Source organism: Synechococcus sp. KORDI-100 (assembly GCF_000737535.1).
GTDB lineage: Bacteria > Cyanobacteriota > Cyanobacteriia > PCC-6307 > Cyanobiaceae > Parasynechococcus.
In genome coordinates, this window is record NZ_CP006269.1 from 337037 (window position 1) to 363716 (window position 26680).

29 protein-coding genes and 1 riboswitch are annotated in these 26680 nt (G+C 63.1%); of the genes, 20 read left to right on the forward strand and 9 right to left on the reverse strand.

The genetic code is table 11. The features are described from left to right. Positions 1-1167: an efflux RND transporter periplasmic adaptor subunit gene (locus KR100_RS01595; RefSeq protein WP_051847271.1), complete on the reverse strand. Its 1167-nt coding sequence runs from the start codon at positions 1165-1167 to the stop codon at positions 1-3. Between the two features lie 37 nt (positions 1168-1204). On the opposite strand from KR100_RS01595, the gene KR100_RS01600 reads away from it, so the two are divergent. The 3 genes from KR100_RS01600 to KR100_RS01610 are packed head-to-tail and all read left to right on the forward strand — an operon-like array spanning position 1205 to position 4792. Then, positions 1205-2134, forward strand: a complete 930-nt coding sequence (locus KR100_RS01600) for a MoxR family ATPase (RefSeq protein WP_204207803.1) — start codon at positions 1205-1207, stop codon at positions 2132-2134. Further along, positions 2121-3011, forward strand: coding sequence for a DUF58 domain-containing protein (locus tag KR100_RS01605; RefSeq protein WP_038542655.1), 891 nt, complete (start codon positions 2121-2123; stop codon positions 3009-3011). Before KR100_RS01600 ends, KR100_RS01605 begins: the two co-directional genes overlap by 14 nt. Further along, a complete protein-coding gene (locus KR100_RS01610) occupies positions 3008-4792 on the forward strand; it encodes a DUF3488 and transglutaminase-like domain-containing protein (RefSeq protein ID WP_038542657.1) in 1785 nt (594 codons plus the stop codon). The genes KR100_RS01605 and KR100_RS01610 overlap by 4 nt, the downstream gene beginning before the upstream one ends. Here the strand turns inward: KR100_RS01610 and KR100_RS01615 are convergent. Next, positions 4786-5322 carry a YqhA family protein gene (locus KR100_RS01615; RefSeq protein ID WP_038542659.1) on the reverse strand — a complete coding sequence of 179 codons (537 nt, stop codon included), beginning with the start codon at positions 5320-5322 and terminating at the stop codon, positions 4786-4788. The genes KR100_RS01610 and KR100_RS01615 overlap by 7 nt on opposite strands. Before the next feature lie 56 nt (positions 5323-5378). Here KR100_RS01615 and mutT point away from each other — a divergent pair, with 56 nt between their 5' ends. Together mutT and KR100_RS01625 are read left to right on the forward strand one after the other, a co-directional pair. Next, on the forward strand, positions 5379-6503 hold the full coding sequence (gene mutT / locus KR100_RS01620) for an 8-oxo-dGTP diphosphatase MutT (protein WP_038542661.1): 1125 nt from the start codon (positions 5379-5381) through the stop codon (positions 6501-6503). Then, positions 6503-7489 carry a carbohydrate kinase gene (locus tag KR100_RS01625; protein WP_038542663.1) on the forward strand — a complete coding sequence of 329 codons (987 nt, stop codon included), beginning with the start codon at positions 6503-6505 and terminating at the stop codon, positions 7487-7489. Before mutT ends, KR100_RS01625 begins: the two co-directional genes overlap by 1 nt. On the opposite strand, the gene tsaE is transcribed toward KR100_RS01625, so the two are convergent. Beyond that, the gene (tsaE, locus tag KR100_RS01630; RefSeq protein WP_038547627.1) at positions 7444-7950 is read right to left on the reverse strand and encodes a tRNA (adenosine(37)-N6)-threonylcarbamoyltransferase complex ATPase subunit type 1 TsaE; all 507 of its coding nucleotides are present in this window, start codon (positions 7948-7950) and stop codon (positions 7444-7446) included. The genes KR100_RS01625 and tsaE overlap by 46 nt on opposite strands. Positions 7951-7979: 29 nt before the next feature. Here tsaE and ahcY point away from each other — a divergent pair, with 29 nt between their 5' ends. After that, positions 7980-9410: an adenosylhomocysteinase gene (ahcY, locus tag KR100_RS01635; RefSeq protein ID WP_038542665.1), complete on the forward strand. Its 1431-nt coding sequence runs from the start codon at positions 7980-7982 to the stop codon at positions 9408-9410. Positions 9411-9470: 60 nt separating this feature from the next. Next, positions 9471-10130: a DedA family protein gene (locus tag KR100_RS01640; RefSeq protein ID WP_038542667.1), complete on the forward strand. Its 660-nt coding sequence runs from the start codon at positions 9471-9473 to the stop codon at positions 10128-10130. A gap of 38 nt (positions 10131-10168) precedes the next feature. Here KR100_RS01640 and KR100_RS01645 read toward each other — a convergent pair whose 3' ends face one another. Beyond that, positions 10169-10549 carry a single-stranded DNA-binding protein gene (locus KR100_RS01645; protein WP_038542669.1) on the reverse strand — a complete coding sequence of 127 codons (381 nt, stop codon included), beginning with the start codon at positions 10547-10549 and terminating at the stop codon, positions 10169-10171. A 141-nt stretch (positions 10550-10690) separates the two neighbouring features. Here KR100_RS01645 and KR100_RS01650 point away from each other — a divergent pair, with 141 nt between their 5' ends. The 7 genes from KR100_RS01650 to KR100_RS01680 all read left to right on the forward strand — a co-directional run bounded on the left by KR100_RS01650 (position 10691) and on the right by KR100_RS01680 (position 17022). After that, positions 10691-11743 carry a rod shape-determining protein gene (locus KR100_RS01650; RefSeq protein WP_038547629.1) on the forward strand — a complete coding sequence of 351 codons (1053 nt, stop codon included), beginning with the start codon at positions 10691-10693 and terminating at the stop codon, positions 11741-11743. 4 nt (positions 11744-11747) lie between these two features. Further along, positions 11748-12485, forward strand: coding sequence for a rod shape-determining protein MreC (mreC, locus tag KR100_RS01655; protein ID WP_038542670.1), 738 nt, complete (start codon positions 11748-11750; stop codon positions 12483-12485). A gap of 2 nt (positions 12486-12487) precedes the next feature. Further along, a complete protein-coding gene (locus KR100_RS01660) occupies positions 12488-12997 on the forward strand; it encodes a hypothetical protein (protein ID WP_038542673.1) in 510 nt (169 codons plus the stop codon). Beyond that, positions 12994-14295 (forward strand): sugar ABC transporter substrate-binding protein, encoded by a 1302-nt coding sequence (locus KR100_RS01665; RefSeq protein ID WP_038542675.1) that lies wholly within the window; start codon positions 12994-12996, stop codon positions 14293-14295. Before KR100_RS01660 ends, KR100_RS01665 begins: the two co-directional genes overlap by 4 nt. A 98-nt stretch (positions 14296-14393) precedes the next feature. Further along, the gene (rpaB, locus tag KR100_RS01670) at positions 14394-15152 is read left to right on the forward strand and encodes a response regulator transcription factor RpaB (RefSeq protein ID WP_038542677.1); all 759 of its coding nucleotides are present in this window, start codon (positions 14394-14396) and stop codon (positions 15150-15152) included. A 47-nt stretch (positions 15153-15199) separates the two neighbouring features. Further along, entirely contained in the window at positions 15200-16705 is a 1506-nt protein-coding gene (gene lysS, locus KR100_RS01675) for a lysine--tRNA ligase (RefSeq protein ID WP_204207753.1), read from the forward strand. 53 nt (positions 16706-16758) lie between these two features. After that, positions 16759-17022 carry a hypothetical protein gene (locus KR100_RS01680; RefSeq protein WP_006851112.1) on the forward strand — a complete coding sequence of 88 codons (264 nt, stop codon included), beginning with the start codon at positions 16759-16761 and terminating at the stop codon, positions 17020-17022. 19 nt (positions 17023-17041) lie between these two features. Here the strand turns inward: KR100_RS01680 and KR100_RS01685 are convergent, their stop codons facing one another. The 4 genes from KR100_RS01685 to egtB are packed head-to-tail and all read right to left on the reverse strand — an operon-like array spanning position 17042 to position 19915. Then, a complete protein-coding gene (locus KR100_RS01685; RefSeq protein WP_038542679.1) occupies positions 17042-17524 on the reverse strand; it encodes a hercynine metabolism protein in 483 nt (160 codons plus the stop codon). Next, positions 17521-17760, reverse strand: a complete 240-nt coding sequence (locus tag KR100_RS01690; RefSeq protein ID WP_038542681.1) for a hercynine metabolism small protein — start codon at positions 17758-17760, stop codon at positions 17521-17523. The genes KR100_RS01685 and KR100_RS01690 overlap by 4 nt, the downstream gene beginning before the upstream one ends. Before the next feature lie 20 nt (positions 17761-17780). Continuing rightward, complete coding sequence (gene egtD, locus KR100_RS01695; protein ID WP_038542683.1) at positions 17781-18734, reverse strand: L-histidine N(alpha)-methyltransferase; 954 nt, start codon at positions 18732-18734, stop codon at positions 17781-17783. Beyond that, positions 18731-19915, reverse strand: coding sequence for an ergothioneine biosynthesis protein EgtB (gene egtB / locus KR100_RS01700; protein WP_038542685.1), 1185 nt, complete (start codon positions 19913-19915; stop codon positions 18731-18733). Before egtB ends, egtD begins: the two co-directional genes overlap by 4 nt. Before the next feature lie 84 nt (positions 19916-19999). On the opposite strand from egtB, the gene KR100_RS01705 reads away from it, so the two are divergent. Continuing rightward, a complete protein-coding gene (locus tag KR100_RS01705; RefSeq protein WP_038542687.1) occupies positions 20000-22147 on the forward strand; it encodes a protein kinase in 2148 nt (715 codons plus the stop codon). Here the strand turns inward: KR100_RS01705 and smpB are convergent. Next, positions 22141-22635 (reverse strand): SsrA-binding protein SmpB, encoded by a 495-nt coding sequence (gene smpB, locus KR100_RS01710; RefSeq protein WP_038542689.1) that lies wholly within the window; start codon positions 22633-22635, stop codon positions 22141-22143. The genes KR100_RS01705 and smpB overlap by 7 nt on opposite strands. Positions 22636-22685: 50 nt before the next feature. On the opposite strand from smpB, the gene ruvB reads away from it, so the two are divergent. Genes ruvB through KR100_RS01735 form a run of 5 tightly spaced genes read left to right on the forward strand, consistent with a single transcriptional unit; the run spans position 22686 to position 26528 of the window. Next, on the forward strand, positions 22686-23744 hold the full coding sequence (ruvB, locus tag KR100_RS01715; RefSeq protein ID WP_038542691.1) for a Holliday junction branch migration DNA helicase RuvB: 1059 nt from the start codon (positions 22686-22688) through the stop codon (positions 23742-23744). Between the two features lie 17 nt (positions 23745-23761). Further along, complete coding sequence (locus KR100_RS01720) at positions 23762-24514, forward strand: tetratricopeptide repeat protein (RefSeq protein WP_038547633.1); 753 nt, start codon at positions 23762-23764, stop codon at positions 24512-24514. After that, positions 24511-25680 carry an amidohydrolase gene (locus KR100_RS01725; RefSeq protein ID WP_038542693.1) on the forward strand — a complete coding sequence of 390 codons (1170 nt, stop codon included), beginning with the start codon at positions 24511-24513 and terminating at the stop codon, positions 25678-25680. The genes KR100_RS01720 and KR100_RS01725 overlap by 4 nt, the downstream gene beginning before the upstream one ends. Further along, positions 25677-25895, forward strand: coding sequence for a DUF3188 domain-containing protein (locus tag KR100_RS01730; RefSeq protein WP_038542695.1), 219 nt, complete (start codon positions 25677-25679; stop codon positions 25893-25895). Before KR100_RS01725 ends, KR100_RS01730 begins: the two co-directional genes overlap by 4 nt. Before the next feature lie 3 nt (positions 25896-25898). Continuing rightward, the gene (locus KR100_RS01735; protein ID WP_038542697.1) at positions 25899-26528 is read left to right on the forward strand and encodes a HEAT repeat domain-containing protein; all 630 of its coding nucleotides are present in this window, start codon (positions 25899-25901) and stop codon (positions 26526-26528) included. 22 nt (positions 26529-26550) lie between these two features. After that, positions 26551-26659, forward strand: a riboswitch (TPP riboswitch). Positions 26660-26680: the final 21 nt, after the last annotated feature.

Consider the following 26680-nt stretch of genomic DNA (forward strand, 5'->3'; position numbering starts at 1 on the left):
TCAGTTGGTCGTTTTGGTCGTCGTTGTCGACTTGGCTGAGCTCACCTTCACCGGCATGCCGCTGCGCAGCATCGAGGTGTTACTGACAGCGACCACGTCTCCAGCCTTGAGGCCGGATGTGACGGGGTAGAGGTTGTTCTGAAGCGTTCCCAGCTCCACCTTGGTCTGCACCACGATCGGGGTGTTGCTGGGCATCTTCTCGAGCTCCTTCTTGGTTTTCTCCGGTGTGCTCTGGGACGCCTTGATCTTGGGCAGGGCCTGACTCAGCGGGATCACCCGGTACACGAAGGGCTGCTCGGCCTGCATCATCACGGCCTGGACGGGGACGGCCAGGTTCGTTGAGTTGCCCGTGATGATCTCGGTCTGCACGTACTGGCCTGCCTTCAAGGCCCCGTTGGGGTTGGGAAACTGCGCTTTCACCATCACCGTGTTCGGGGCGCTGCCGGCTTCGTCCTCCTGCCCGTAGTAAGGCGAGATGAACACCACCACACCATTGGCCGTGATCGGTGGCTTGCCCTGGGAGGTCAGCCTCACGGGCTGGCCCTTCTGCACCGTTGATGCAACGGACGAGGGAATCTCCATCAGGGTCCAGAGATTGGAGTTGTCGACAATTCCCGTGATGGTTTGTCCCGTGGTGACGTAATCACCCACCTTCACCATGTCGAGGTTGCCGATCACCCCATCGATCGGTGAGCGCACCACCTTGTAACCGAGGGTGGCTTCATCGGAGCGTGCTTCATCCCGGGACTGGATCGCCTCTGTGATGTACCGGTCGCGATCCTTGGCGGAGACAGCTCCCTGGTCGTACAGATATTCGTAGCGTTCCGCATTGACGCGGTCCTTGATCGCTTCCGAACGGGCGGCATCGAGGGCAGCCCGTTCCTGGATGTTGTCCAGGACCAGGATCACCTGGCCGGCTTTGACCGGATCTCCATCCTTGGCCAGGATCCTGACAACACGCCCATCTATGGATGGCTTGAGCTCCACATTCGCTGTGGCCTCGAGGGGTGCAATCGTTTCCACCACCGGAGCGAAGTTGGCGTTGGCCACCTTGGTGGTCTGAATCGAGAGAGGACTCTGCTTCGTCGCCGACTTGCCGCAACCCGCAACAGCCAGTGCCAGAGCGACACTCAGGAGCCAAGTTCTCCGGGCCAAGCAGGTGGTCATCCCTGAAGCACAACGCTCTCCGAAATTACCGAGGAGAATCGTTCCTGTACGGCTCCAGGAGTCTGCGATACAGCTGCACCAGCTCATCCAAGCCCTCAGCACCGTTCTGCTGGGAAAGCAGCACCAGGTGCGGTTGGCGCTGTGCTGTCTGATCGCAGGCGGGCATCTGCTGATCGAGGACCGTCCAGGAATGGGGAAATCGACCCTCGCTGAATCCCTGGCCAGGAGTTGCGCCCTTGCCTTCAAGCGGGTCAGTTTCACCAGCGACCTGCTGCCGGCTGATCTCACCGGCCTGACGGTCTTCGACCCAGCCACGGCCAGCTTTCGCTTCCAGCCGGGACCGGTCTTCACGCAGGTGTTGCTGGCGGATGAAATCAATCGAGCCAGCCCCCGCACGCAGAGCGCCCTGTTGGAAGCGATGGCCGCTGGGCGCGTCAGTGTCGACGGGACGAGTCATCCGCTGCCGGATCCTTTTTTTGTGATCGCCACCCAGAACAGCCTCGATCAGGTGGGGACCAGCCCCCTGCCGGAAGCCCAGCTGGATCGATTCCTGATGCGTCTCAGCCTTGGCTATCCGGATCGGGCCGCCGAGAGAACCTTGCTGATGGGAGAAGCGACGCCTATGGCGTCGCAGGCCCAGGTCCTGGAGTCCGCTCAGCTGATCGAGTGGCAGACGCGTTGTCGTCAGCAGTACTGCTCTCAACAGTTGATTGATTACGTGCTGGACCTTGTCCAGGCCACACGCCAGGGCGGCGTTGGGTTGTCACCCCGGGCCAGTCAGGGGCTGATCGCTGCGGCTCGGGCCTGGTCGCTGTTCGAGCAGCGTCCCCATGTGACGCTGGATGATGTTCAGATCGTCTGTGCCGCAGTGGTTGAGCATCGTCTTGATGGCGGGATCCCATCGGCGCTCGATGGCGGCGCACCGCTCAGCCAGGCCTTGCTTCAGCAGGTGAATGCGCTTCGTTAAGCCACCGCTGATCCGACGTCAGACCGGGATTCAGCTGCGTCTCGGTTTGCGCAACCTTTTCATTCTTCCGACCCGTTTCGGTCTGCTCTGGTTGGCCGCTGCTGGACTTCTGCAGCTCGTGGCGATTCAGATGCGCAGCAACGGCACGCTTCTGCTCAGCTTTCTGCTGCTGGGCCTGATGTTGCTGGCCATGCATCTCACCCATGACGCCTTGAACGGTCTGGAGATGCGCTGCGGGCAGCCATCCCCAGGTTTTGCAGGACAGGCGGTGGCCTACCCCCTGCTTCTGACCAGCCGATCGCCGCGACAACACCTGCATCTGTCGTTGTCAGGCGATCACGGGCATGAGATCGCTGAACTGCCGCCAGGAGAGCAACGCCTGGAGCTGCTCTGGCGTTCGAACCATCGCGGGTTGCAGCGTCCGGGTGCCGTGCACATCGCCACCACGGCTCCTCTGGGTTTGTTCGTCTGCTGGAGTCGCTGGGAGCCCGCGACGCCCCAGCTGATTTATCCAGCCCGTCGGCAGGGCCCCGTTGAAGTCGAGGCTCCTGAGCTGCCTCAGTCAGGGCTGCAGGAATGGCAGGACCTGAAGCCCTACCGCCCTGGGGAGCGACTGGCCCTGGTCCATTGGGGAAGTGTGGCCAAAGGCCGTCCCCTGCAGCTGAAGCAGTTCAGCGATCCAGCCAGCCAACGTCTGATCCTGAAACCAACGGCGGCTGTGCCCTGGGACCGGGCCCTCGAGCATCTCGCCGATCGCATTTGGCAACTGCATCACCACGGTGAGAGCTATGGCCTGCAGCTTCCAGGACTCACCATCGAACCCAGCCGCGGCGCCGCCCACCGCGATGCCTGTCTGGCCGCCCTGGCAGTGGCATGAGCCGGACCCTGGCCTGGTGCACCCTGCCGTTGCTGCTGTTGCAGTGTCTCGGGCTGGAACCCTCGATGGTTCTGGCCTGGGTGACCGTCGCCCTGGTGCTGGTTTCGAGCTTCAAATTGCTGGAGGCCAGACGCCCCTTGGACCTAAGGCTCGTTGCACTGCTTCAGCTGATCGCTGTCGGTCTGCTGGCAGCCCAGTCCCCTGGCCTGCTGGCCAGCCTGCTGCAGATGCTCTCGGCCGTCATGGCGCTCGCCTCCCTGCTGGCGGTGGACGTCGTGGGCGTGTCCGGCATTCGCGAGCTTCTGATGCGCAGCCTCCAGCTCCTGGCCGCGGCCCTGCCTCTGGCCCTGATCCTGTTTCTGCTGTTGCCGCGTATCGGCCCGCTCTGGAATTCCGATCTCGCCGGTTCCGCCCGTGCTCGCACGGGACTGTCGCCTGATCTCGATCCCCTGAGCATCGCCGAACTTGTGAGATCGGACGATCCGGCGGCGCGGCTGAGTCTGGGAGCGGACCGCGATCCCCCTGAGGATGCCTACTGGAGGGTGATGGTGCATTCCCACGTCGATGGAACGCGCTGGCAACGCCGATCCTCGGCACGCTCAGATCGTTTGCCCTCTCAGACCCAGTTCGGGTCAAACCCTGTCGGGCAGCAGTGGTGGACTGTCGAGCCCACCTTCAGCAAAGCTGTGCCCTGGGATGGCCGTTCCCGTCCCGCATCGCCGGATCTTCAGCTGGGCAGGTCGGGGGAGTTGCTTTTGCAGCAACCGCCGGCGCAACAGCGTGTCTATCGCCTGCAGGACTTGGATGACCCCCTGCCATGGCAGCTGCAGCCTCCGAGTGCCGTGGATCTGGAGTTGCCCCGCGGCCGCCAGCCTCGGCTTGAAGCCCTGGCTGCCTCCTGGCGTGATCGTCCAACCGACCGCGCTCGCCTGGCCGCGGCGGAGGCCTGGTTCCGTCAGCAGCCGTTCACCTACAGCCTCCAGCCCGGAGCTGGGCGATCCGGAACCCTCGATGAGTTTCTGTTCGAATCGCAGGTGGGTTTCTGCGGGCATTACGCCAGTGCCTTCTCCGTTCTGATGCGGGCGTCCGGTGTCCCGTCCCGCGTTGTGAGTGGCTACCGCGGCGGCCGTTTGGTCCGTCCCCTGAGTGGTTCCCCCTATCTCGACATCCGTCAGAGCGATGCCCACGCCTGGAATGAGGTGTGGTTGGAGGGTCAAGGCTGGAGCCGGGTGGATCCCACCACCTGGGTTCAACGGATCGATGCCTCGGCGCGTCTATGGAGCGAGCGTTCCGATCAGTCCTTCTCGGCACCGTGGTGGCGTTGGTTGCAATGGCAGTGGTGGGGACTGGATCTTGCCTGGACCCAATGGTGGCTTGGCTGGAATCAGGTGGGACAGCAGGGGCTGCTGCAACGCCTGCTGGCATGGGCCGGAGACTGGACCGGGTTGATCGTGCTCCTGGGGGCCGGAGCGTCCGTTGCCATCGGCCTGTTGATCCTGCGATGGCTGCGGCGCGCTGCAGCGGCGGATCCGCTGCAGCGCAGCCTGCGCCTGCTGTCGAGACTGGGAATCGAGCCATTGCCCGGAGAGACGTTTCCGCAGCTCTGTCGCCGCGCAACGTCTCTGCAGCCGGATGTCGCCGATCTGCTTGATGGGATGGCCCAGCAACAGCAGCTGCTTGCCCATGCCCGCTTGCCTCGATCTGAGCAGCGCCAGTGCAGCCGTCGCTGGCGCCAGCTGCGAGCGGCACTGGCCCGGCGCCTTCAGGTCATGCATCAGTGATTGCCGCTTTGGCCCAGCAGCCACGCACTGAAGGACAGCATCAACACACCGCCGCAGAACATCAGCAGTTCGGGGACGGTGGAGACTTCAAATCCCACCATCGCCTTGAAGGCGGTGACGATCAAGGCGACGACAATCACCTTGGTGAGCTTCTGCTTGAGGCCGTCCAGGGAGTCGATGTTCAGCAGGTTGCGCTTCAGAACCGTTGTTTCCTGCTGACGCAGATCCATGTCTGCAATCACCAGCTCATAGATGCCATAGCCGAAAATCAGCAAGGCGATGCCGATCAGGTAGTAGTCGATGCTTCCCACAACCTGTCCGACCAGACGTGTGCTGTAGGTCTCGTTGAAGCGTCCCTGCAGCACATGGCTCAGCACGCTGAGTTGCGCATAGGTGCCGATGACAAAGCAGCTGATGCTGCCGATCAGGCTCATCACCACAGGAATGAGAGTGATCAGCCGGAATTTCCAGATCGCCCGTTCCAAGCGGCGTTCAATCCGGCCTGGTTGGATGCCTGTCTGCTTTCTCATCGCGTCTGGACGCTGAACCCTCAATGAGTCAAGTGTGGTTTCCAACGGCGTCAACCATGGCCACGGCCCTGCTGGCCTGGTGGGAAGAGCATGGCCGCAGGGATCCAGCCTTGAAACCGTGGTTGTTCAGCAAGGACGGGCGCTGGCCAGATCCTGACGAACCCCTTGGGTTCTACGGATGCTGGATCGCCGAGGTGATGCTGCAGCAAACCCAGCTGTCTGTTGTTCTTCCCTACTGGCAGCGTTGGATGGAGGCGTTCCCCAGCCTCGAGGCCCTCGCTTCGGCCTCACTGCAGCAGGTGCGTCTGCAATGGCAGGGTCTGGGTTATTACTCCCGGGCAAGGCGTCTTCATGAGGCGGCCCAGGCGATCCAGGCGACGTCCTGGCCGCGGGATCTGCAGGGTTGGCAGGCCTTGCCGGGGATTGGCCGCACGACGGCGGGGGGCATCCTGTCCAGTGCCATCAATGCCCCAGAGGCAATCCTGGATGGCAATGTGCGGCGGGTGTTGGCGCGTCTGAGGGCTCACCCAACCCCGCCGGCCCGGGATCAGGCCCTGTTCTGGCAATGGAGCGAGGCCTTGCTGGATCGCCCACGGTCCCGCGATTTCAATCAGGCCCTAATGGATCTGGGTGCGACCGTCTGCACGCCTCGCCATCTCAACTGTCAGTGTTGTCCCTGGAAGGGCGACTGCGCTGCCTACGCTTCCGGCGATCCGACCCGCTGGCCCGTGACCGACGATCGCAAACCTCTGCCGTTTCAGGTCATCGGCGTTGGCGTTGTGCTGAATGAATCGGGTGAGGTGTTGATCGATCAACGGCTGGAAGAGGGCCTGCTGGGGGGGCTCTGGGAATTTCCCGGCGGCAAACTGGAACACGGCGAAACCATCGCTGAATGTATTGTCCGTGAGCTGCGCGAGGAGCTGGCGATCGAGGTCCGCGTCGGGGAGGCGTTGATCAGCATTGAGCACGCCTACAGCCACAAGAAGCTGCGCTTTGAGGTGCATCTCTGCACCTGGCTGTCCGGCGATCCCCAGCCCCTGGCCAGTCAGCAGGTGCGCTGGGTGCGACCGGGGGACCTTGGCGACTATCCGTTTCCAGCCGCCAACGCCCGGATCATCGATGCGCTGCTTGGCAGGCTCGGGGAATCTGTTCAGGCTGGAGGGAACCGCGACGCGGCCTGATGCTGGAGACCAGCCGCCCGGGGCGGGTTGTTTGCCTGGGGGAGGCTCTGATCGATCGCCTCGGGCCGCCGGGAGGTGACCCTTCCGTTGATCGACCGGTGAATGATCGCCTTGGAGGGGCTCCAGCCAATGTGGCCTGCGCTCTGGCCCGTCTCGGCACACCGGCTGCTTTTCTCGGACGCGTCGGTGCGGATGCCATTGGCGTCTCGTTCCAGACCCTGTTTGAAACCCGTGGCGTCGATCGCAGCGGTTTGCAGATCGACCCTGAGCGTCCAACCCGCGTCGTTCTGGTGCGGCGTGATCGCTCCGGTGAGCGGACGTTTCAGGGATTCAGCGGGGATGGTGGTTCGGGGTTTGCCGATCAGGCTCTCTCCGCAGAGTCCCTGGCGGAAGCCTGGCCCCAGATCGCAACCGATGCCGCCTGGTTGCTGATCGGCACGATTCCATTGGCGACACCTCATTCAGCAAAGGCTCTGCACTGCGCTGTTGACCTGGCACAGGCCCAGGGCACGTCGATTGCCCTTGACGTGAACTGGCGGCCCACGTTCTGGGATCCCTCATCGGACCCCGGCAGTGGGCCGACGCCAGTTGCCCTGGAGGCGATTCAGCCGCTCCTGAACCAGGCGGCTTTGATCAAACTGGCTCGCGAAGAGGCGCTCTGGTTGTTTGGATCCGATGATCCTGCTGTGATCCAGGAAGCTCTTCCGCAGCAGCCCGCAGTGGTGGTGACCGATGGGGCGCAGCCCGTGCGCTGCCGCATCGAAGGCGTGTCCGTTCAGATCGCCGCGTTCAGGCCACCCAAGGTGGTGGACACCACAGGGGCTGGAGATGCTTTCACAGCCGGCCTGTTGCATCGCTGGGCAGCGCCGGTGCCGGATCGCCTGCGCTTTGCAGCGGCCTGCGGGGCTCTGGTGTGCGGTGGTGCTGGAGCGATCGACCCTCAACCCACCGAGGCAGAGGTTGCTTTGTTCGGAGAAATGAGTTGAGCCCGCCGCCCGCCGCTGGCCTGCGGTTCAAGCGCCAGACACCAGGCTTCCGGCAGGGACAGGTTGAGGCGTTCAGGCCATTCCACGGCCATCAGGGCATGAAGGGCTTTGGCCTCCTCCTCTTCCTGAAGAAAGAGTTCATCGGCTGCTGCTGGGTGTTCCAGTCGGTAGAGATCGAGATGCACGAGGGGTGGATGGCCACTGGTGTAGTGCTGCGCGAGGGCAAAGGTTGGGCTGGTGATCGGTTCGTTGATTCCCAGACCCTGCGCCAACCCCTGCACCAGTGATGTTTTGCCGGCGCCCAGGGGCCCATTGAGCAACAGAATCGACCCTGGCGGGAGCTGCTGGGCCAGTTGACGCCCCAGGGCATGGGTGGTCTCAAGGGTCTCTAGATGCCAGATACACCCTGTAGAGTCCGCCGCAAGCAAGCCCGAAGTCTCGGCGTCTCTGCAGCGATTGATCTCCACGATTCCTAGGGAGCTTTAAAACCATGGTGGCAGCGCCCACAACGACGACCGAGCTGAAGCTCGCCACGGATTACATCATTGCCGACCTCAACCTCGCCGATTTCGGCCGTAAGGAGCTCGACATTGCCGAGACCGAAATGCCGGGGCTGATGGCCCTTCGCAAGAAGTACGGCCAGGAGAAGCCGCTCAAGGGTGCCCGCATTGCTGGTTCCCTGCACATGACGATCCAGACGGCGGTGCTGATCGAAACCCTGGTGGAACTCGGCGCTGAGGTCCGTTGGGCCTCCTGCAACATCTTCTCGACCCAGGATCACGCCGCAGCAGCCATCGCTGCCCAGAACATCCCTGTCTTTGCGGTGAAGGGGGAAACCCTCGAGGAGTACTGGGACTACACCCACCGCATCCTCGAGTGGGGTGATGGCGGTTCACCGAACATGATTCTCGATGACGGTGGTGATGCCACCGGATTGGTGATGCTGGGCAGTCAGGCCGAACAGGACATCACGGTTCTCGACAATCCCTCCAACGAAGAGGAGACCTTCCTGTTCGCCTCGATCAGGAAAAAGCTGGCCCAGGATCCCAGCTTCTATTCCCGGACCAAGGCGCAGATTTTGGGGGTCACGGAAGAGACCACGACGGGAGTCGCCCGTCTCTACAAGATGCAGAAGAGCGGTGAACTTCCCTTCCCCGCCATCAACGTCAACGACTCGGTCACCAAAAGCAAGTTCGACAACCTTTACGGCTGCCGCGAATCCCTGGTGGACAGCATCAAGCGCGCCACCGATGTGATGGTGGCTGGTAAACAGGCCCTGGTGATGGGATACGGCGATGTGGGCAAGGGCTCGGCCCAGTCCCTGCGGGGCCTCGGCGCCACCGTCTGCATTGCCGAGGTTGATCCGATCTGCGCTCTGCAGGCCGCCATGGAGGGCTATCGCGTCGTCCGCCTGGAGGATGTGGTCGAGGACATGGACATCTTCGTGACCGCCACCGGCAACTACCAGGTGATCCGCAACGAGCACCTGCTGAAGATGAAGGATGAGGCCATCGTCTGCAACATCGGCCACTTCGACAATGAGATCGATGTCGCCTCCCTCAAGACTTACGAGTGGGAGAACATCAAGCCGCAGGTTGATCACATCACCCTGCCTAGCGGCAACAGGATCATCCTGCTGGCGGAAGGCCGTCTGGTGAACCTGGGCTGCGCCACAGGCCACCCCAGCTTCGTGATGAGCAACTCCTTCACCAACCAGGTGCTGGCCCAGATCGAGCTGTTCACCAAAGGCAACGAGTACGGCAAGGAGGTGTATGTGCTGCCCAAGCACCTCGATGAGATGGTGGCCCGTCTCCACCTCGATCGCATCGGCGCCAAGCTCACCGAGCTCAGCAAGGACCAGGCCGACTACATCAACGTGCCGGTGGAGGGTCCCTTCAAGCCCGACCACTACCGCTACTGATCGCTCAGCGGATCAGAACCGTCGCCCCATGGAAGACTTGCGCCGTTTCGCGCGGTCTCCATGGGGCTTTCTGATGCCATCACACAACTGCCTGAGCTGATCGGCCAGGCCGTGGAGGCCAACCAATGGCTCGGGTACACCGCGATCTTCGCCGCGATGTTTCTCGAGAACTTGTTTCCCCCGATCCCATCGGAGCTGATCATGCCCCTGGGAGGGTTCTATGTGCAGCAGGGTCAGCTGCAGCTGGTTCCCGTGGTGGTGGCAGGGCTGCTGGGGACGGTGCTGGGAGCACTCCCCTGGTACGGGATCGGTCGCTTGATCAATGAAGACAGGATCGAACAGTGGCTGGTGCGCCACGGTCGCTGGATCGGCATCAGCCCGGAGGAGCTGGCGCGGAGTCACCGTTGGTTCACCCGCTACGGCAACGCCCTGGTGTTCTGGGGGCGACTGGTGCCTGGAATCCGCACGTTGATTTCGGTCCCCGCCGGGATCGAGATGATGTCGATGGGGCCTTTCCTGATCTGGACAACAGCCGGCAGCCTGATCTGGACATTGCTGCTCACCATCGCCGGCATGCTGCTCGGAGAGGGTTACAGCAATGTCGAGGTCTGGATCGACCCCGTCTCCAAGGTCGTCAAGGTTCTTCTCGTCATCGCTGTGCTGGCCGGCGGCATCTGGCTGTGCCTGCGGATCTGGCGCCGCCGTCAGTCACCTGACTGAACAGTCATCGGACTGACGAACGGCACCCGACTGCCTGTTCAGAAGGGAATCTCTTCGTCACTGGCCTGGTTGCCGCCGAAACTGCCAGCTGCAGCCTCGTTGTCGCGTTTGGATCCGAGCAGTTCCAGACGGTCAACGCGGACGACAGGTTTGCTGCGTTCCTCACCGCTATTGCGGTCGTTCCAGCGATCCAGTTTGAAACTGCCGACGATTCCCAGCAGGGACCCTTTCTTGACGTAGTCAGCGGCGACCTGGGCCTGTTTGCCCCAGATTTCAAGGTTGAACCAGTCGGGCTCGTCGTCCCGGCTGCGCCGGTTGACGGCCATTGTGAGGTTGGCAACAACGCTGCCTGATTCGAAGTAGCGGACTTCGGGATCCCGGCCGGCACGGCCGACGAGGGTGACGGAATTCACGCCCATGGATGACTCTTTTCTGGTGATGTGGTCAATGATGCGCCACAGATGAGGTGGCTGCTTTTAAGGAGTTCCACCCCTGACGTCGGACGTATCAGATCTGTCCGGAAATCGCCCTTAAACTTCATCGATCTGTGTCCGGTGTCTGTGTTTCTCCGTCGCTTCCAGCTGTCACGAGACATCGGCATCGATCTGGGCACTGCCAACACCCTGATCTACGTCTCCGGCCGCGGCATTGTTCTGCAGGAGCCCTCCGTGGTCGCTCTGGATCTGGAGCGCGGCGCCACCTTGGCCGTGGGGGATGAAGCGAAGCTGATGCTCGGTCGCACTCCCGGCAACATCCGGGCAGTCCGCCCGCTGCGGGACGGCGTCATCGCCGATTTCGATGCTGCGGAACAGATGCTGAAAACCTTCATCAACAAGGGGAACGAAGGGCGCGGAATCATGGCTCCCCGTCTGGTGGTCGGCATTCCCAGCGGCGTCACCGGGGTCGAGCGGCGGGCGGTCCGCGAGGCCGGGATGGCTGGGGCCCGCGAGGTGCATCTCATCGATGAGCCGGTCGCTGCGGCGATCGGCGCCGGCCTTCCCGTCACCGAGCCGGTTGGAACGATGATGGTTGATATCGGCGGTGGCACCACCGAGGTGGCCGTGCTGAGTCTTGGTGGCACGGTCCTGAGTGAATCGGTGCGGGTCGCCGGTGATGAAATCAGCGATTCGATCGGGGTGTATCTCAAGAAGGTCCACAACATGGTGGTGGGTGAGCGCACCGCTGAGGACATCAAGATCCGTATCGGTTCGGCCTTCCCGGACGATGAATTCGATCAGCAGTCCATGGATGTGCGCGGACTGCACCTGCTCTCGGGTCTGCCTCGCACCGTCAATCTCAAGGCAGGCGACCTGCGTGAGGCCATCGCTGAACCACTCAAAGTGATTGTCGAGGCCGTCAAGCGAACCCTCGAGCGCACACCCCCTGAGCTCGCTGCCGACATCGTTGACCGCGGCATCATGCTGGCCGGCGGTGGCGCACTGGTGCGTGGGATCAGTGACCTGATCAGCCACGAGACAGGGATCTTTGTCCATGTGGCGGAGGATCCTCTTCTGTGCGTTGTCAATGGCTGCGGTCAGGTTCTGGAGGATTGGAAGCGTCTGCAGCGGGTGGTCGATACGCCTGAATTCGTTCGCTCCGCTGTGACTGCCTGATCCCGTGGCACCAACCCAGTGGCCCGGCGGCAGCCGATGGCGGGGTGTTCTGACGTTCTGGCCATGGTTGATCCTGTTGGTGGCCTTCGTTCTGGTTCGAGCCAGCAAGGGTGCTGGTTTCGCTGATGCCTACGCCTTGTTGACCCGTCCGTTCTGGCCGGGTCCCGCCCAGAGTGAGTGGCTGGGCGCCGCGGCGGATCTTGAAGCAAGGGCATCGCTCCAGCTGCTGGAGGCCGACAACAGGCGCCTGCGTGGATTGCTCGGGTTGCAGGAAGGAGGGAACAGTCTTTCAGCCGCTGTCATCTCGCGCTCACCTCGCGGATGGTGGCAGCAACTCGAGCTCGGCAAAGGGGCCTTGAACGGCATCACGGCAGGTGATGCGGTGATGGGTCCGGGCGGCTTGGTGGGGCAGGTGCAGAGCGTCACGCCCACCACCAGTCGGGTGAAGTTGCTGACGGCTCCTGGGACGGAGGTCGGTGTCTGGCTTCCCCGCACGCGCAGCCATGGATTGCTTGTGGGGATGGGCACCAGTCGCCCGCAGCTTCGGTTCATTGAGAAGGATCCCAGCGTGCGGCCAGGTGATCTGGTGAGCACGTCGCCCGCGAGCACCCTTCTGCCGGCCAACCTGCCTGTCGGCGTGGTTCAGTCCGTGGATGAACGGGCTGTCCCTGCTCCCCACGCCGTTGTGCAGTTGATCGCCGCTCCCGAGGCGATCGACTGGGTTCAGGTCCGCCTGCGCTGACGATGGCACGACTGCATCGTCAGCCCCTTTGCCTTGCCACGGCCCTCCTGGTTCCCCTGTTGACTCTGGCGACTCCGAGCTGGTTCGGCGTCGCCGGCGTCGGCCCCGCCTGGGCTGTGCTCTGGCTGCTGCCCTGGGCCCTGGTTGATGGCCCTGTCTCCGGCGGCTTCGCAGGGGTGTCCCTGGGTCTGGTGCTCGATGGACTCAGCCTTGGTGGTGTCACGCAGGTGCCGGCGTTGCTGTTGCTGGGCTGGTGGTGGGGCCGCCTCGGTCGTCGCGCACCACCGATTCAGCGCAGCCTCAATCTTGGTTTGCTGGCCTGGATCGGCAGTGTTGCCCTCGGGCTCAGCCTGATCGTGCAGGTTCTGGTTGTTCAGGGCGGTGAGCTGGGTCCCTGGATGGCTGGCTGGGCCTGGAAGACCACCTGGAGTCAGTCCCTGATGACGGCGTTGCTGGCGCCGATGCTGGTGTCGATTCAGCTGTTGATCTGGCGACGGAGGGCACCGGCGTGAAGCAGCTCTGGACGCGCCGCCAAATCCTGCTGGCTGCAGCAGCCGGTTCACTGGCGGCCTGTGGTCGACCGACCATGCCAGGCCAGGAGCTGGATCTCTGGACGCTGCAGCTGGCTCCGAAATTCAATCCTTACTTCGCTGATCTGCTGGCCGATTGGACGCGCAGTCACCCCGGTCTTCCGGTGCGTTGGACGGACCTGCCCTGGGGCTCAGTGGAACGCAAGTTACTGGCGGCAGTCTTTGCACGCACGGCTCCCGATCTGGTGAATCTCAATCCGCCCTTTGCGGCCAATCTCGCCAGCAAGGGGGGGCTCAGCGATCTTTCGCCGCTGCTGACAAGCGATGTGGAGGAGCGTTACCTCCCTTCCGTCTGGCAGGCCTGTCGTGATGACGAGGCCGGTCAGATCGCCATCCCCTGGTACCTCACGGTGCGGCTCAGCCTCGTGAACCGGAGCCTGCTGGATCAGGCCGGCATCGCCACACCGCCGCGCTACTGGAGTGAGATTCCGGATTTCGCCCGCCGCTTGCGCGACAAAACCGGTCGCTACGGCCTGTTCGTGACCGTGGTCCCGGATGACTCGGCCGAGATGCTGGAAACGCTGGTGCAGATGGGTGTGCAGCTGCTGGATGACCGGCGCCGCGCTGCCTTTGACAGACCTGCTGGCCGTCGGGCCTTTCGTTTCTGGACCGATCTCTACCGCGCTGGGCTTTTGCCCCGCGAAGTCGTCAGCCAGGGCCAGCGAAGGGCGATCGAGCTCTTCCAGAGCGGTGATCTGGCCCTGGCGGCGACAGGCGCTGAATTTCTGCGCAGCATTCAGACCAATGCGCCCGGTGTGGCTGCAGTCACCGAACCCCATCCCCCGCTCACCGGACCTGACGGCACGGCCAATGTGGCCCTGATGACCCTGGCTGTGCCGAGTCAGAGCCATCGTCGCGAGGAGGCTGTGGACTTCGCCGCCTATCTCACGAATGCGGCCAACCAGACCCGCTTTGCCACAGAGGCCAGGGTGCTGCCGTCTTCCAGACAGGCTCTCATGACGATTCGCAACGCTCTCGAGCAGGAGCAACCCACCACGGCGGCTGAGGTTCAGATCCGAGCAGCGCGACTGTTGTCGGCCCAGACCCTCGAGACGGCCCGTGTGCTCGTCCCCGCCCTGCCGGGGATCAAACGGCTGCAGAAGATTCTCTACACCCAGTTACAGAAAGCGATGTTGGACCAGATCGGCAGCGATCAGGCTGTTGTATCCGCTGCAGAAGAGTGGAATCAGTATTCAAGATCCCGCTGGCCGGACGCCTGAATTGTTAAGAGAATCAGAAAAGAGCCTGCGGCGCAGCTGGTTTCCGTCACCTTCAACACATTCAACTGTATGGTTGCAAGTCGTTAAGCGTGTGGCCGATGACGGGCAGTGGGCCCTCGCAACCGAAAGCCACGATTCTTGTGGTGGACGACGAGGCCGCTGTCCGTCGTGTACTTGTGATGCGGTTGCAGCTGTCGGGCTACCGCGTTGTCTGCGCTGAAGATGGGGAGGAGGCTCTTGAGCTTTTCCACAACGAAGAGCCTGATCTGATCGTTCTCGACGTGATGCTGCCGAAGCTGGACGGCTTCGCGGTTTGCCGTCGTCTGCGTGCTGAATCGTGCGTGCCGATCATTTTCCTGTCGGCTGTTGAAGCGATTTCCGAGCGCGTGGCGGGGCTTGATCTTGGTGCCGACGATTACCTGCCGAAGCCTTTCAGCCCCAAGGAACTCGAGGCTCGCATCGCCACCATTCTCCGCCGCGTGGGACGCGGCAACGCTGTTGTTGAAAACCGAGATGTTCCCACCGGGCAGGGTGTTCTCAAGCTGGGAGATCTGGTGGTGGACACCAACCGGCGACAGGTGAGCAGAGGCGGGGAGCGCATCAACCTCACCTACACCGAGTTCAGCCTGCTGGAGCTCCTGTTCCGCGACCCGGGCAGCGTGGTTCCAAGAGCGGAAATCCTCGAGCAGCTCTGGGGTTATCCACCGAGGCGCGCTGCCGATCTTCGTGTTGTTGATGTCTACGTGGCCCGCTTGCGCGGCAAGTTGGAACCCGATCCCCGCAATCCTGAGCTGATCCTCACGGTACGAGGGATCGGTTACGCCTCCCAGCGTCTCGGGGAAGCGGCAACAGCCTGACCTTGTGCGACGGCTGATCAGCGACATGTGACCAGCGGGCGGGCAAGATGACGCCCGTCTGCCTTTCTCCCTTGTCTGATCTGCGCGACACCCGCCTGGAGAAGGCCCAATCGCTTCAGGAGTTGGGTCAGGGGCCCTACGCCCTGCACTTTCGCCCGTCCCATCGCATGGCGACGTTGCAGACCGATCACGCGGATCTGCCGAAGGGGGAGGAGCGGGATGTCACCGTCTCCGTTGCCGGTCGTGTGATGACCCGCCGGGTGATGGGCAAGCTCGCCTTCTTCACCCTTGCCGATGAAACCGGCACGATTCAGTTGTTCCTCGAGAAGGCCGGCCTTGAGGCGCAGCAGGACGGCTGGTTCAAGCAGATCACGGGCCTTGTCGATGCGGGTGACTGGCTGGGGGTCAGCGGCAGCCTGCGCCGCACGGAACGTGGTGAGTTGTCGGTGAAGGTGCGTGATTGGCGCATGCTCAGCAAGGCCTTGCAGCCCTTGCCGGACAAGTGGCATGGCCTGGTGGATGTTGAGAAGCGCTACCGCCAGCGCTATCTCGATCTGATCGTGTCGCCCCAGTCGCGCGAGACCTTTCGCCGACGTGCCCTCACCGTGAGCGGCATTCGTCGCTGGTTGGACGAGCGTCAATTCCTGGAGATCGAAACACCCGTGCTTCAGGCGGAGGCTGGTGGTGCCGATGCGCGTCCGTTCATTACCCACCACAACACCCTCGACCTCCCCCTCTATCTGCGGATCGCCACGGAACTCCACCTCAAGCGACTGGTGGTGGGCGGCTTTGAGCGGGTCTATGAACTCGGCCGCATCTTCCGCAACGAGGGGGTGAGCACCAGACATAACCCGGAGTTCACCTCCGTAGAGGTGTATCAGGCCTATGCCGACTACGTCGACATGATGGAGCTCACCGAGTCGATGATCAGTTCGGTCTGCCAGCAGGTCTGCGGCGGCACCCGCCTGAGCTACCAAGGGGTTGAGGTGGACCTGACGCCCCCCTGGCGCCGCGCCACGATGCATGAACTGGTGCAGGAGGCCACCGGCCTTGACTTCAACGGCTTCGCCGGTCGTGAAGACGCGGCAACGGCGATGCAGGCCGCAGGACTCGAGGTGCCTAGCAAAGCGGACAGTGTAGGCCGCCTTCTGAATGAAGCGTTCGAGCAGCGCGTTGAAACAAGTCTGATTCAACCCACGTTCGTGACGGATTATCCAATCGAGATCTCACCTCTGGCCCGAAAACACCGCAGCAAATCCGGCCTCGTGGAACGCTTTGAACTGTTCATCGTGGGCCGTGAGACCGCGAATGCCTTCAGTGAGCTGATCGATCCGGTGGATCAGCGCCAGCGCCTGGAAGCACAGCAAGCTCGCAGGAGTGCCGGAGACCTCGAGGCACAGGGCCTGGATGAGGATTTCGTCAATGCTCTCGAGGTCGGGATGCCGCCGACGGGAGGCCTTGGGATCGGAATCGATCGGCTGGTGATGCTGCTGACGGACAGTCCGTCAATCCGCGATGTGATCGCTTTTCCGCTCCTACGTCCAGATGTTTGAGAGGTTTGCCCCCCCAAAGTGGATAATTAGGTCAGTGGCAAGGTCCGAACTCCATGAGTGGTGAGCGCGTAGGGTTTCGCTTCAAACACGCCGATGCGGTGGTCAAGCGCAACCCGCAGGGCCGTTCTCGTCGGGGTTGGGTGATGGAACCCGTCGAACAGACGACCAGCCGCGGCACCAAGATGCCGGCCTATCGCATCCGCTGGCGTGACAGCGAGCGTCCTGAAATCGTTCTGCAACACATGCTGATCGCTGATCCGGATCCGACTCCCCCACCCGAGGGTGTGAGCCTGGAACCCCCAGCACCCAAGGCCTGACTGTCAGCCGGCCTGCTCTTCAATGGTCAAGGCCATGGCGGCGTCGCATCTCCTCCAGTTCCTGTTCGGCTTCGAACATGGCCCAGTCCTTGTCCAGATCGGCTGGCCTTGAGGCCATGGCCTCCTCTTCCCCGAGTTGTTCGAGCTGACAATCCACCTCTGAGAAGCGACGTCCCAGAGCGTCGAGGTCGCTCCAGAGATGGCGCCCCTGCTGCATCAGACCATCGAGATGGTTGGAGGCTCGAGAGGCCAGGTCATCGGCGCCGGCCCTGCGGGCCCGTTCCATGCGGTCGCGCCAGGCACGGACGTCAGCGGCGAGATCGAGGAGCTGTTGCCGCTGAACGTCTGCTTCCGATTTGAGCTGGATGCGCTGTCGCCTGAGGGCATCGGCCCGGTCCTTGAGATGCTGATCGCGGAACAGTCGCTCCTGATTGGGATTGCTGCGCAGAAAGGCGGAGAGCCGCGCATCAAGCTCCCGTTCGAGCTGGTCCAGCCAGCTCATGGCTTGTCGGTTGCTGGCGTGGTGATCACAGGCTTTTCAATTTCCTTGAGCAGTGGTTCGATCGCCCCTGTTTTTGAATTCAGGATCATCTGGGTGAGCTGGGCTGCTTTCACCTCCCCAACATCGCCCTCGAGCTGTCCAAGCCGGTCAAACGCTGCCATGTACAGCGCCTCGAGCTCCTGGATCAATTGTTCCCGCTGTGTCCTGATCGCTTCCCGTCGCTCGTCCTGTTTCATGACGCTCCGCCCAGTCGATCTCAGTCTGCCGGTTCCAGCCAGTGAAGAGAGAAGCTGTCGTCGCGGTCGTGCCATCGCCGTTGGATGCGCCAGCCCGCTGCTGCTGCCAGATCGGCGGCGGCAGCGGGCGAATACTTCAGGCTGTGCTCCGTAATCAGGCGCTCGTGGGCCTGGAAGGTCCAGGTTTCACCGGCCAGTTCGATGCTCTGCTCGCAACGACTCACGAGGGCCATTTCGATGCGTTGCTCCGCCTCCTGCCACACCGCCCGGTACGCAAAGCGCTGAGGATCAATCGTTCCCTGCAGATCCCTGTTGAGCCTGGAGAGCAGATTGCGGGCGAAGGCTGCTGACACGCCTGCGGCATCGTCGTAGGCGGCTTCGAGGGCGGTGGGATCGCGGGGCTGATCGAGTCCCAGCAGCAGCGGCCCACCAGCCAGCAACTGACGGAACTGGCGCAGCACCCGGACGGCGTCGTTGCGCAGGAAGTTGCCGAGGGAGCTGCCAGGAAAGAAGCCGATGCGGCGCTGCCCGTTCAGGCGCGGGTGCTCGGGCAGGTCGGTGAGGTGGCTGTGGTCACAGCAGATGCCCACCATGGCGGTGTTGGGATGACTGCCTGCCAGACCCGTCAATGACTGTTCAAGGGCGGATGGACTGATATCAAGAGCCACGAATGCTGGGGGCTGGATCGTGCTCAGCAGCGGGTCCACTTTGCGGGCGTTGCCGATGCCGAACTCCACCACCACCCCATGTCCGGCAGTTCTGGCGATGTCATCGGCATGGTCTTTAAGCAGGGCGATTTCAGTGCGGGTGAGGCCATATTCCGGTTGCTCGCAGATCTTCGAGAACAGGCGAGATCCTTCGGCGTCATACAGCAGCCAGGCCGGCAACTGACGCGGTCGCGCTCGCATGCCGTCGCGGACCAGCTGCACCAAGTCGGCGACGGCTGGTTGCAGATCGATGAGCTCAATGCTCATCGGGCCAATCGCACGCCAGATGCCATCCAGCGACTCGCAGGCGGGTAGAAGTTTCTGTACGTGTCCCGGCCATGGCCAGGGGGCGTGAGCCAGCAACTGCCGCGCAGCACGAACTGGGAGCTCATGAATTTGCCGTTGTACTCCCCGATCGCCCCGGCTGCCGGTTGAAAGCCCGGGTAGGGCCGGTAAGGACTGGAGGTCCACTGCCAGAGATGATCATGGGCCTGGCCCATGGCCTCCCCGTGCTGCAACCTGGCGATTTCCCATTCCCCCTCACTGGGAAGTCTGGCGCCGGCCCAGCGGGCAAACGCATCGGCTTCAAACCAGCTGAGATGGCGCACGGGCGCATCTGGATGCAATGGCTGCCGGCCCATCAGGGTGAATTCCTCCTGCCACTCCCAGGCAGGGCCCTCACCGCGCCAGTACCGCGGTGATTCCCAGTTCTGCCGTTGGCAGTGGCTCCAGCCCTCGCTCATCCACAGGTCGGCACGCTGGTAGCCGCCATCGGCCATGAAGGCCCTGTACTCGCTGTTGGTTACTAGTCGGTCCTGCAGCGCGAACGCTTCCAGCCAGAGGCGATGGCGGGGAGCTTCGTTGTCGAAATGGAAACCACCATCGGCATCGACGCCTTGATGACCGATCGCCACCAGACCTCCACCGCAGCTCAGCCACTTGGCCTCACCCGGAGGTTTGACGGCAACAAAATCGGACTTGGGGGCATAGATCGGTTCCAGTGGCTGACGGCTGAAGCCATCCAGCAGATCCATCAGCAGCAGTTCCTGGTGCTGCTGTTCGTGATGCAAACCAAGCTCCGCCAGCTGGATCTGCGTTGGTTCAGCTGATTCCCAGAGACGGGAGAGGCCTTCATCCACATCAGATCGCCACCGCATCACCTCATCGATCCCCGGACGACTGATCAGGCCCCGCTGCGGTCTTGGATGACGGGCGCCGACGGCTTCGTAATAGCTGTTGAACAGCACTGACCAGCGCGGATCGCAGGCCTGATGGCCAGGCAGGTGCGGTTGCAGCAGGAAGGTCTCAAAGAACCAGTTGGTGTGCGCAAGGTGCCATTTCGGGGGGCTGGCATCCTCCATGCCCTGCAGTCCCAGATCCTCTGGTTGCAGCGGATCAATCAGCGACTCGCTGTGCCGTCGCACCGCCAGCAGGGTGTTCAGCAGCAACGTGTGGATGTGACTCGGCAGACCCTAGTGGGGAGTGCAACGGGCTGACCACCGGTACGATCACCGCCAAGAATCCGCTATTCCGTGGGCGAGTCCAGCGCAGTGGCTGTCGGCTCCGTGCTGAACGACCGATACAGGCTGGAGTCTCGGCTCTCTGACCCGGACCCGGTTCAGGGTTGCCTCTGGCTCGGCAAGGATCTACTGGCGGGTGAGATACCAGTGGTGATCCGTCAGCTTCTCTCCGAGGACACCACCTCAAGATTTCAGCGCCACTGGCCGCGGCTGCAGTCCCTGCTGCACCCCCAGTTGCCGCGGTTTGGTGAATTGTTGGAGACGCAGGGAACGGTCTGGGCGGTCAGGGATTGGCAGGACGGCAGCGGTTTCGATCAGATCCTTCAACAGCGCCGTGAGCGTCAGCTGGTGTTTGGTCCCGGCGAGGTGCTGCTGTTCCTGCGCCAGATCCTGCCTGTGCTGGCTGTCCTGCATGGTCGCGGCGTTGTGCATGGCGATGTCAACCCCCGCAACCTGCTGCGCAGGAATAGTGATGGCCTGCCTGTGTTGCTGGACTTCGGTCTGGTCCAGGGCGATGGGGACTCTCCTCTGCCTGGTGCCACACCGGGTTATGCCCCACGCGCTCAGGGGCGTCAGGACGCGTGTGCTGCTTGGATGGATCTGCATGGGCTCGGGGTGACTGCTCTGGTCCTGCTGACAGGTCAGGCACCGGAATCGCTGATCGCTGCTGATGCCGTTGACTGGCCCTGGCCCGAGGGTCCTGATCTCGATAACGACTTCCGCGCGGCTGTGGAGCGGTTGCTGAGTGAGGACCCGCAACACCGCTTTGCTGCTGCCAGTGAGGTGCTTCAGGCCCTGGAGGCGGTGCCGATGCCCGACAGCACAGGGCCGATCGCCCGATCCGATCGCACGGTTGCCCTGGCTCCTGCTGCACCCGACTTGCCCGATCTCAAGGCGCGTTCAACCGGCATGGATGTGCCGGATGCTGCGGGGTCGGTGCCGGTCCAGCCTCGCCGCCTGAGTCGGGCCGAAGAGCGGGAGAAGGGCGCTGAAGGCCGTCTCTGGCCGGTGGTTGCGGCACTGGCCCTGTCGGCTCTGGTGGGGACGGCGATCGGTTGGTATCTGTTGTCGCGTGGAGCCTCCAGGGGGACGGCACCATCCACCAGTCGTGATGTGGTGGGGCGACCTCCATCCGTGAGTCTTCCTCCGGCTGAAGTGGATGAGCGCCAGCAGTTGCTCAGCCGCCTGCGGGCCTTGCAGGTCGATCGCAGCTGGTTCCTCAAGCTTGTGGACAGCAGCCTGCTCAGCCGCTTCCCTGAACGGGGAGGCCGGTTGCCCAAGGACTCCCTTGAAGATGCCCCGCTTCGCCGGGTCTGGAACGATCTGGCCGAAGAGTGGCTCGCCAGAATCGAACAGCTGCCACCGGGGCTTCGATCCAGGCTCGGACAGCTCAACGATGCTGATTGGCGTGAGCCGCAGCAGGCGCTTGAGAAACAGGGTGTGCATCCCCGTGTCGTCGAACAGCTGGTCAGTGCCGCAGCGCGCAATTTGCTTCCCGGGGATTCCCAGGGTCGTAAGCCACCGGAGCCCTATCGGCAGCTCTGGTATGCCGCTGCGGTTCAGAGCCTGGCTGACGTCAAGATCGAGACGCTGGTCGCCAAGCCCAGACAGGCCACCAACCTGTCGCTTCGCGTGCCCTCCGGAGGGGCTCGTCTGATCTCTGTCGCGGTGCCCAGCGGCTATGGGCTGGTGCTGGGGATCAACGGAACCCCGTTGATGCAGATGACCATCTACGGCTCCGAGGGGCAAGTTGAAACAGAGCGTGGTCCCCTGCGGGTGGTGACGCTGCCTTCGGCGGTTGGTTCTCCAATTCAGGTCCTGGTGACGAATGAGGGCGTTGCGTCCGGGCTGCTCACCCTGTCCTGCCGTGCGGACCAACCCGATCGTCCCGTTGCGCCGGCACCGAACAGACCAGAGCTGCGGCCACCGTTGCCGAACCCGGTTCGTCGTCCAGAGCCTGCGCCTGCTCCTGATCAGACGTTTCCATCTGAGCCAGTGCCGGATTCGGCAACAGGGGCTCCGATGCAGCCGGAACCGCCGCCTGGAACGGAACAGCCTCCAGCAGACCAGCCTTCATCAGAACCGCTTTCAAGAGATCAGCCTTCCACGGAACGGCGATCCATCCAGGTGCCCTTGGTTCTTGAGGACGAGATTCAGTAGCGGGCGATCGCTGCCTTCACTTCCTTTCTTACCTGCTTTTCCTTCTCTGCGGCTCTCTTGTCGTGGAGTTTGCGCCCTTTGCCCAGGCCAATCGTGATCTTGATCCAGGACCCCTTGAGGTGGAGGTTGAGCGGAATCAGCGCCAGTCCCTTCTGATCGAGCTGGCCGCGCAGTTTGTCGATTTCTCGGCGGTGGGCCAGCAGTTTTCGTGTTCGCAACGGGTCGTGGTTGAAGTAGCTGCCGGCATGGCTGTGGGGGGAGATGTGCACATTCATCAGCTGCAGTTCACCGTTCCGGATCAGGCAGAATCCATCGCGAAGATTGGCCTTGCCGGCCCGGATTGATTTCACCTCGGTGCCAACCAGCTCGATTCCCGTCTCCAGGGTTTCGAGAATCTCGTACTGATGGCGGGCCTGCCTGTTGTCCGCCAGCAGCCGATTGGCTGCAGCCCGTGCCGCCGCTGCGGCCTTTTTTCCTCCTTTTGCCATGGCGCTGTCTGCCTGCCCCGACCCTATCCAGGTCTCGGTACCCTGCCTGCATGGCGATTGTCTCCTCCAGCGCAGATCGCAGTCGTCCGTCACCGGAGCGCCCATCCAATGAGGTGCTCAATTCCTCTCCCACGCCCGACGAGGTTGGCTCCAGGCCCGATGACGGACTGCGTCCCCGTCGCCTGGACGATTACATCGGACAGGCCGAGCTGAAGCAGGTTCTCGGGATTGCCGTGAAGGCAGCGATCGCTCGCGGTGACGCCCTCGATCACGTGTTGCTCTATGGGCCCCCTGGACTGGGCAAAACCACCATGGCTCTGGTGCTGGCCGAAGAGATGGGGGTGTCCTGCAGGATCACCAGCGCTCCGGCTCTGGAGCGGCCGAGAGACATCGTTGGGCTGCTGGTGAATCTGCAGCCACGGGAACTGCTGTTCATTGATGAAATCCACCGTCTGACCAGGGTGGCGGAAGAGCTCCTCTATCCGGCGATGGAAGACCGTCGCCTCGACCTCACGGTTGGCAAGGGCAGCACAGCCCGTACGCGATCCCTGGAGCTGCCCCCCTTCACGTTGGTGGGAGCCACCACCCGCGCCGGCTCACTCAGCTCGCCGCTGCGGGATCGCTTTGGCTTGATCCAACGGCTGGAGTTCTACAACCAGGCCGATCTCGAGGCGATCGTGGCGAGAACCGCCGGGTTGCTGGGGGTTTCCCTGACGGCGCCGGCCTGCTCGAGACTTGCCGGCTGCAGCCGAGGAACTCCGAGGATCGCCAACCGTTTGCTGCGCCGGGTCCGTGATGTGGCCAGCGTTCAGGGTTCCCAGGATGCGATCGATGAGTCACTGGTGGCCCAGGCCCTGAGCCTCCACCGCGTCGATCATCGCGGCCTCGATGCCAGCGACCGGCGTCTGCTGATCATGTTGATCAATCAGCACGGCGGCGGACCCGTCGGCCTGGAGACGCTGGCGGCGGCTCTGGGCGAGGACGCCTCCACCTTGGAGTCCGTCGTCGAACCGTTTCTGCTGCAGCAGGGCCTGCTGGTGCGCACTCCCCGGGGACGAATGGTCACCGATGCTGCTCGTGCCCACCTCGATGGAGCGGAGGCGGCGTGATCCGATTGGCTCTGCTGATGGCCCTGCTGTTGCAGCTTCTGCTGCCGCAGGCTGTGCTGGCTGAAAGCTACCGGTCGCTCTACGACCAGGCCTTGATGGCCAGCCAGGCTGGAGACTTCGTGCGGGCCTTGCCGCTCTGGGATCAGCTGCTCGCTCTTGAGCCTCGGGATGCAGCGGCCTTGAGCAATCGCGGCAACGTACGGCTGGCTCTTGGGGATCCCGATGGAGCGATCGATGATCAGTCCCGCGCCATTGCCTTGGCTCCCGCTGAGATCGACCCCCATCTCAACCGGGGAACGGCCGAGGAGGCGCTCCAGGATTGGTCGGCAGCGGCCAGCGACTATCTCTGGATTCTGGAGCGGGATCCAGAGGATCCTTCCGCTCTTTACAACCTCGGCAACGTGCGTGGATCCGAGCAGGACTGGTCTGCCGCACGCGAGCTCTTCGGTGAGGCCTTCAGGGTCCGGCCTGGGTTTGCCATGGCCCGCTCCAGCGAAGCCCTTGCGGCCTGGCAGGAGGGGGATCTGGGATGGGCGGAAGCCGAACTGCGCAAGTTGATTCGCCGCTATCCGATGTTCGCGGATGCTCGAGCCGCACTCAGCGGTTTGTTGTGGCGCCAGGGGTCCTCTGGAGAAGCGGAAAGCCACTGGGCCGCGGCTGCCGGACTGGATCAGCGCTACCGACAACTCGACTGGTTGCTTGAAATCCGCCGTTGGCCGCCCCAGCCCGCCGCTGATCTCATGGCCTTCCTGGCTCTGGAGGAGCCATGAGTCATCAGGAGCTGCTGGACCGGGAGCTACCGCAGCTGATCGAGCTGCGGCGTCATCTGCACGCCCATCCCGAGCTCAGTGGTCAGGAGCATCAGACGGCGGCGCTGGTCGCAGGTGAGTTGCGTGCTCTGGGTTGGCAGGTGCAGGAAGGCGTCGGGCGAACCGGTGTGCTGGCGGAAATGGGACCCAGCTCTGCTCCCCTGGTAGGCCTGCGGGTGGATATGGATGCCCTGCCGGTGGAGGAACGCACGGGGCTCCCGTTCGCCTCGAAGCAGCAGGGGGTCATGCATGCATGCGGCCATGACATCCACACCTGCATCGGTCTGGGGGTGGCCCGGCTGTTGGCAGCGGAATCCGCCCTGCAGGCTCGATTCAGGCTGCTGTTTCAGCCCGCCGAGGAGCTGGCCCAGGGCGCGGTCTGGATGCGGGATGCCGGGGCCACGCAGGGACTGCAGGCCCTCTTCGGCGTTCATGTGGTGCCGGATCTGCCGGCTGGAACCGTGGGTGTGCGCAGCGGTTGCCTGACCGCTGCAGCCGGCGAGCTGGAGATCATGGTGCAGGGTGTGGGCGGCCATGGGGCCCGCCCCCATCAGGCCGTTGATGCGATCTGGCTGTCGGCCAGGGTGGTCACGGAGTTGCAGCAATGCATCGCGCGACGGCTGAATGCCCTGCAGCCGGTGGTGATCAGTTTCGGGAAGATCGAGGGAGGCAAGGCCTTCAACGTGATCGCCGATCGGGTGCGTCTTCTCGGCACCGTGCGTTGCCTGGATCTGGAGCAGCACCGGCAACTGCCCCGGTGGATCGAACAGACTGTCGACGAGATCTGCCGCAGTGGCGGTGGCGAGGCGCAGGTTCGCTACCGCTGCATTGCGCCGCCCGTCTGGAATGACGCTGCGCTCACCTCTTTGCTGGAAACCGCTGCGGTTGGCTGTCTCGGCCGCGAGCGGGTGCTTCCCGTTGAGCTGCCGTCCCTGGGTGCTGAGGACTTTGCGGAACTGCTGCGGGATGTGCCCGGAACAATGATGCGCCTCGGCGTCGCGGGGCCGCAGGGATGTGCGCCGCTGCACAACGGCACCTTTGATCCTGATGAGCGGGCCCTTGGAGTTGGCGTCCAGGTGCTCACCGCAACGCTGCTGGCCTGGATGAAGCAGGAGGTGAACGGATGAGTCGGACCGTCACCATCTGGTTGTCCTTCGGGGCGCCGCTGATGATCCTTCTGGCCGTGCTGGCCAGTCAGCAACGTCAGGGCAGTGATCGGGTCCAGGCCCTGCCTGCGGTGTTGGTGGGTTCAGGACTGATCATCAGCAGTGCCGTCGGTCGACGTCGTCGTCGCGGCAAGCTGCTCAGTGCTCTGCTCAGCAGCCGCGCTCAGCCGGATTGATTCATGACCCAGACCCCCGATTCTCAACCACCTGATCCGCAACAGCCGGATCTGGAGTCTCTGCGTAAGGCGATTGCCAGTGGCGATCCTGTCCGGGCGATGCCGGCCCTGACTCAGCTGCGTTTCTGCACTGAAGAGGATGCCGTTCCTCTGCTGGTGCTCGGCACTCAGCAGCAGCCATTTTTGGTGCGGTCCCTGAGCTGCAGCGGACTGGGATACAAACGCAACGAGGCGGGCTGGGAGGTTCTCACCCGTCTGCTGCAACAGGATTCTGATCCCAATGTGCGTGCTGAAGCGGCCAATGCGATGGTCAGTTACGGCGTTGTGCGTTCCTGGGAGCTGCTGAAGAACGCTTTTGCTGTCGATCAGGCCTGGTTGGTGCGCTGCAGCATCCTCTCCGCCCTGGCGGAGCAACCCGACATCGATCCAACCTGGCTGCTGGAGTTGTCCCGTCTCGCCATCGAAGACGGCGATGGCACCGTCCGTGTGAGTGGAGCGGAGATTCTCGGTCGGCTCGTTCGCGAGCAGGGCGCCGCGGGCGTTGGCGGGACAGCCCGCAGCCTGCTGCAGCCTCTGCAGCAGGACGTCGATCACCGCGTGGTGGCGGCGGCACTCAATGGTCTGCAGTCCTGATCAAGCGATCTTGCTAGTTTTCAGACATCACTAGGGGTGCCACGGCGTTTCATCACGCTGACGGGCTGAGATCACACCCTCTGAACCTGATTCCGGGTCATGCCGGCGCAGGGAAGTGACCAGCGTGATCGAACCGGCATCTGCCGACTCCT

Bases quoted from the DNA above. Each gene is read 5' to 3' on its own strand.
- KR100_RS01595 (WP_051847271.1), bottom strand. From the start codon at position 1,167: ATGACCACCTGCTTGGCCCGGAGAACTTGGCTCCTGAGTGTCGCTCTG.
- KR100_RS01605 (WP_038542655.1), top strand. From the start codon at position 2,121: ATGCGCTTCGTTAAGCCACCGCTGATCCGACGTCAGACCGGGATTCAG.
- KR100_RS01610 (WP_038542657.1), top strand. From the start codon at position 3,008: ATGAGCCGGACCCTGGCCTGGTGCACCCTGCCGTTGCTGCTGTTGCAG.
- KR100_RS01615 (WP_038542659.1), bottom strand. From the start codon at position 5,322: ATGAGAAAGCAGACAGGCATCCAACCAGGCCGGATTGAACGCCGCTTG.
- mutT (WP_038542661.1), top strand. From the start codon at position 5,379: ATGGCCACGGCCCTGCTGGCCTGGTGGGAAGAGCATGGCCGCAGGGAT.
- KR100_RS01625 (WP_038542663.1), top strand. From the start codon at position 6,503: ATGCTGGAGACCAGCCGCCCGGGGCGGGTTGTTTGCCTGGGGGAGGCT.
- ahcY (WP_038542665.1), top strand. From the start codon at position 7,980: ATGGTGGCAGCGCCCACAACGACGACCGAGCTGAAGCTCGCCACGGAT.
- KR100_RS01640 (WP_038542667.1), top strand. From the start codon at position 9,471: ATGGGGCTTTCTGATGCCATCACACAACTGCCTGAGCTGATCGGCCAG.
- KR100_RS01645 (WP_038542669.1), bottom strand. From the start codon at position 10,549: ATGGGCGTGAATTCCGTCACCCTCGTCGGCCGTGCCGGCCGGGATCCC.
- KR100_RS01660 (WP_038542673.1), top strand. From the start codon at position 12,488: ATGGCACGACTGCATCGTCAGCCCCTTTGCCTTGCCACGGCCCTCCTG.
- rpaB (WP_038542677.1), top strand. From the start codon at position 14,394: ATGACGGGCAGTGGGCCCTCGCAACCGAAAGCCACGATTCTTGTGGTG.
- lysS (WP_204207753.1), top strand. From the start codon at position 15,200: ATGACGCCCGTCTGCCTTTCTCCCTTGTCTGATCTGCGCGACACCCGC.
- KR100_RS01680 (WP_006851112.1), top strand. From the start codon at position 16,759: ATGAGTGGTGAGCGCGTAGGGTTTCGCTTCAAACACGCCGATGCGGTG.
- KR100_RS01685 (WP_038542679.1), bottom strand. From the start codon at position 17,524: ATGAGCTGGCTGGACCAGCTCGAACGGGAGCTTGATGCGCGGCTCTCC.
- KR100_RS01690 (WP_038542681.1), bottom strand. From the start codon at position 17,760: ATGAAACAGGACGAGCGACGGGAAGCGATCAGGACACAGCGGGAACAA.
- egtD (WP_038542683.1), bottom strand. From the start codon at position 18,734: ATGAGCATTGAGCTCATCGATCTGCAACCAGCCGTCGCCGACTTGGTG.
- smpB (WP_038542689.1), bottom strand. From the start codon at position 22,635: ATGGCAAAAGGAGGAAAAAAGGCCGCAGCGGCGGCACGGGCTGCAGCC.
- ruvB (WP_038542691.1), top strand. From the start codon at position 22,686: ATGGCGATTGTCTCCTCCAGCGCAGATCGCAGTCGTCCGTCACCGGAG.
- KR100_RS01720 (WP_038547633.1), top strand. From the start codon at position 23,762: ATGGCCCTGCTGTTGCAGCTTCTGCTGCCGCAGGCTGTGCTGGCTGAA.
- KR100_RS01725 (WP_038542693.1), top strand. From the start codon at position 24,511: ATGAGTCATCAGGAGCTGCTGGACCGGGAGCTACCGCAGCTGATCGAG.
- KR100_RS01730 (WP_038542695.1), top strand. From the start codon at position 25,677: ATGAGTCGGACCGTCACCATCTGGTTGTCCTTCGGGGCGCCGCTGATG.
- KR100_RS01735 (WP_038542697.1), top strand. From the start codon at position 25,899: ATGACCCAGACCCCCGATTCTCAACCACCTGATCCGCAACAGCCGGAT.